5 protein-coding genes and 2 pseudogenes are annotated in these 3,686 nt (G+C 32.9%); 4 read left to right on the top strand and 3 right to left on the bottom strand.

The window, feature by feature from the left end:
* Positions 1–237: DUF1980 domain-containing protein (locus AC1DJR_RS27525; protein ID WP_477003994.1), on the bottom strand; the 237-nt coding region annotated here is incomplete at its 3' end.
* A gap of 13 nt (positions 238–250) precedes the next feature.
* Positions 251–1,243 carry a permease gene (locus AC1DJR_RS27520; protein WP_193663028.1) on the bottom strand — a complete coding sequence of 331 codons (993 nt, stop codon included), beginning with the start codon at positions 1,241–1,243 and terminating at the stop codon, positions 251–253.
* 170 nt (positions 1,244–1,413) lie between these two features.
* Here AC1DJR_RS27520 and AC1DJR_RS27515 point away from each other — a divergent pair, with 170 nt between their 5' ends.
* Complete coding sequence (locus AC1DJR_RS27515) at positions 1,414–1,554, top strand: GTP-binding protein (protein ID WP_477003993.1); 141 nt, start codon at positions 1,414–1,416, stop codon at positions 1,552–1,554.
* Positions 1,521–2,189 (top strand): annotated as a pseudogene (locus AC1DJR_RS27510) (CobW family GTP-binding protein); the annotation flags it as partial. The gene AC1DJR_RS27515 and the pseudogene AC1DJR_RS27510, both read left to right, overlap by 34 nt.
* A 38-nt stretch (positions 2,190–2,227) precedes the next feature.
* Here AC1DJR_RS27510 and AC1DJR_RS27505 read toward each other — a convergent pair.
* Complete coding sequence (locus AC1DJR_RS27505) at positions 2,228–2,539, bottom strand: DUF3784 domain-containing protein (protein WP_477003992.1); 312 nt, start codon at positions 2,537–2,539, stop codon at positions 2,228–2,230.
* Positions 2,540–2,730: 191 nt separating this feature from the next.
* Between AC1DJR_RS27505 and AC1DJR_RS27500 the strand changes: the two are divergent.
* Together AC1DJR_RS27500 and AC1DJR_RS27495 are read left to right on the top strand one after the other, a co-directional pair.
* A pseudogene (locus AC1DJR_RS27500) lies at positions 2,731–3,051 on the top strand (EamA family transporter); the annotation flags it as partial.
* Between the two features lie 16 nt (positions 3,052–3,067).
* On the top strand, positions 3,068–3,686 hold a 619-nt coding region (locus tag AC1DJR_RS27495; protein ID WP_477003995.1), incomplete at its 3' end, for a GntR family transcriptional regulator.

Genomic DNA, 3,686 nt, shown 5'->3' with positions numbered 1-3,686 from the left:
CCTATGATGCATACAACAATTACAATCATCTTCTTCCTCTCTCCCATTTCCCAAAACTTGTAAAGAGCCAAGAAGTAAAATTACTACAAAAGTTATATACGTAAATTTAATCATTTTTGGAGCGATAAAATTATAAATATTTCCTGTTACAAGTAGTTTAAATAAGAGCATTGCTAAACCAATTAAAATAATGCCACGAATATAGCCATGATATGCCTTCTGCTCCTCTTTCTCCATTCTTTCTCACCTCCTATAACATTATGATTTGCAGGATAGTATACACAGATAAAATGACAATTCCCATCAAAAAGAATACGAATCTTTTTTGAAAATATGCAAATAGCATTAACGTATTTTTCATATCAAGCATCGGCCCAAACACAAGAAATGCGAGAAGCGCCTTTACTGAGAAAACATGTCCAAAAGATGCCGCTATAAACGCATCAGCTGCTGAACAAATTGATAAAACATAACCAAATCCCATCATAACAATTGGGGCAATTACTTCGTTATGTGCTACTGTATCAAGTACATTCCGGTCAAAAAACGTTTGAAATACGCTCGCTAAAAAAGCTCCAATTAATAAATACTTACCAGTATCAAAAAACTCATCTACAGTGTGATTCACAACATCCTTCCAGCTCTTTTTTTGTCTTTTCTGAACCGGAACCTCTACGCTTTTTAAAACATTTCTCCCACGATAGCAATAATACATAATTAGACCTATGAATAGAGCAACAAGAATTGTTATCCCAAAGCGTGCATATACAACGGCATCATTTCTTTGAAACGCATATACAGTAGATAAAAGAACAACTGGATTCATAATAGGTGCACTCAGTAAAATGACAATTCCTACATGAAGAGGGAGCCCTTTTTGAATAAGTCTTCTTACAATTGGTATAATGACACATTCACACATTGGAAAAAGGAGTCCGACAAATACCGCTGGAATCATTGCAACAATCGGAGATCTCGGCATTACCTTTTGAATCATATCTTCTGTCACAAACAGTTGAATGAGAGAAGAAACAATTACCCCTAATAAAATAAAGGGGATTGCTTCAAAAATAATACTCAAAAACACCGTATTCACATTCAGCCATTCTTGCGGCATACTTTTATGCAAATTTGCTAGACTTGTAAAATCTACAAAAAATAATAAAAAGAGAAAAATAGCCATGAGAGCTATTCCTATTAATTCTTTTGAAACTCTATTAAAGACCAACATTTCCGCCTCCATTTTATTTATATTTAAACGTGTGCTTGTCCAAATACTTCATACTACTACAACACAAATTTTATAGTCTATTCTATTCTTAAATCGTAACCATTATGATTTATTATTGATTTTTTCTTTTTTATCATTTAATATAAAACGTAATCATTACGATTTAAAGGAGAGATTATTTCATGAAAAAAGTACCTATCACTGTATTAAGCGGCTTTCTAGGCGCTGGAAAAACCACTTTACTACATCATATTTTGACTAATAAGAACAACTTAAAAGTGGCTGTTATGAGTTTGCCAATGTCATTATTCTTAATAAGATAGATTTACTAGAAACAGAAGATATGATAGAACTCCATCATTTACTAAAGAAATTAAATCCTGGTGCAAAAATTATTGAATCTTCATTTAGCAAAGTACCATYACAAGAAATTTTAAACACTCATTTATTTAATTATGAAGAAGCCAGTCAATCGGCGGGATGGATGCAAGAATTAAATAATGAACACCATACACCAGAAACGGAAGAATACGCTATCAACTCTTTTGTGTACCGTCGTAAACATCCTTTCCACCCTGAACGCCTTATGAATTGGCTAGAAAAATGGCCTTTAGATGTTGTAAGAGCGAAAGGATTTTTCTGGCTCGCCTCTCGTAATAATATGATAGGACTTCTGTCTCAAGCAGGTTCCTCAATTACAATTCAAGGAGCTGGTGAATGGATAGCAGCATTACCTGAAACTGAAAAAAATCAAATCATTACAGAAGAACCAGAAGTATTGAAAAACTGGGATGAACGATACGGAGATCGAATAACTGAACTTGTATTTATCGGCATTGACATGGATCGTTCTTTAATTGAACAATCATTAGATGACTGTCTATTAACAGAAGCGGAAATGCAACAAGACTGGCATACTTTTGCTGATCCCATTCCAGCTTTTACTTATACTTCATAATCCAAAATAAAAAGGCTTCCGTAGAATGAAGCCTTTTTTCACTTTGTAGTACTCTTATTTAAAAAATTTACTTTAATAAGAAACACAATTGTACCTAAAACAATCAATATAGCATATACGATACCAACTTCATCACCTATTTTTTCTAATCCAAACGGTAATATTATAGTAGCAACTCCGACTGTATAGGAAAATATCCCTGAAAGCTTCGCTAATTTATTTTTATCTCCAACAAACGTTTCTTCCTGATAACCTGCCAACAAAAACAATCGCTTTTTCACATGTATTTGATATCCTAAAAAAATAATAAGTAATCCAACAAATAAACAAATTAAAAATCCCGCTAGCATATTAACACCACCCCTACAATATTTTACCATATCCCCAAAAAGAGATTATCGTTCTTACTAAACAATTTTATTATTAATTAAAAATTTCAGTTTATTAACACTCCATTATGTGATATATTGCATATTGTATCCAATATATTTTTTTGAAAGGAGGACTATATATTTTATGGATCCACATCGATTAAAAGGAATTATTATCAACTATGAAATATGTAAAACTAAGTACCCTCCCGCTCATTACATTTGTCGTCATTTTCGGGACACTCATCGCATTTTATTTATACTTAGATAGCATAAGATACCTTACGCCTAAAGAAACAACATTATTTGGCTGTACAGAACCACTCGCAGCTATTATTTCTTCTGTGCTTATTTTGCACGTWCCGTTTCAATCTTTTCAGTTATTAGGTGCTTTTTGTGTAATTGTAATGGTGCTCATATTAAGCCAAAAACCGGATGAAGGAAAAACGAGGTTAAAAATCGTTAATGAAAAAAGACAAAATATACAATGAAAGGATTGAATTCATTATGCCTGTCCCTCAAAACTATAAAAAACATGGAAGAGTTTCAGCAAAGTCACTCGTTTTAAATCAACTGCAAGATTGGATTATAGAAGGTGTTTTACGACCTGATGAAAAAATAAATGATGGGGAATTGGCAGAAGCACTAGGAGTAAGCAGAACACCTGTTAGAGAAGCTTTACAAATTTTAGAGCTTTCTGGATTAGTTGAAATGGTACCTGGGCAAAAAACGAAAATCGCGCCTATTAAGTTAGACGACGTATCTATCATTTATGAGACGATAGCTGGTCTTCACTCAATTATAGGAAAGCAAGCACTGCAAAAAGTTACAGACGCTGATATTAAACTACTTTCCGAGATAAATGATGCTTTTCAACAATCTATACATGAAAAAGATTCAAAAAAAGCTTTAGAACTAGATATACGATTTCACAATACAATCACCTCTATTGCTAAAAATCCATATATTGAACCTTTTCTAGAAAACATGCAGCTTCACATATTGCGCCTTGAATATTTATTTTTTCAAAACTTTGTTCCTGCAAGTCAATCTATTGAGGAACACCGCTCTATTATTCAAGCACTACAAAAGCAAGATGAAAAACAAATGGAACAAATGATGTCTC

The sequence above is a fragment of the Bacillus sp. 05T31 genome (assembly GCF_056396725.1).
The sequence above is the reverse complement of the archived record's forward strand: the minus strand, read 5'-3'. Positions and strand labels throughout refer to the sequence as shown.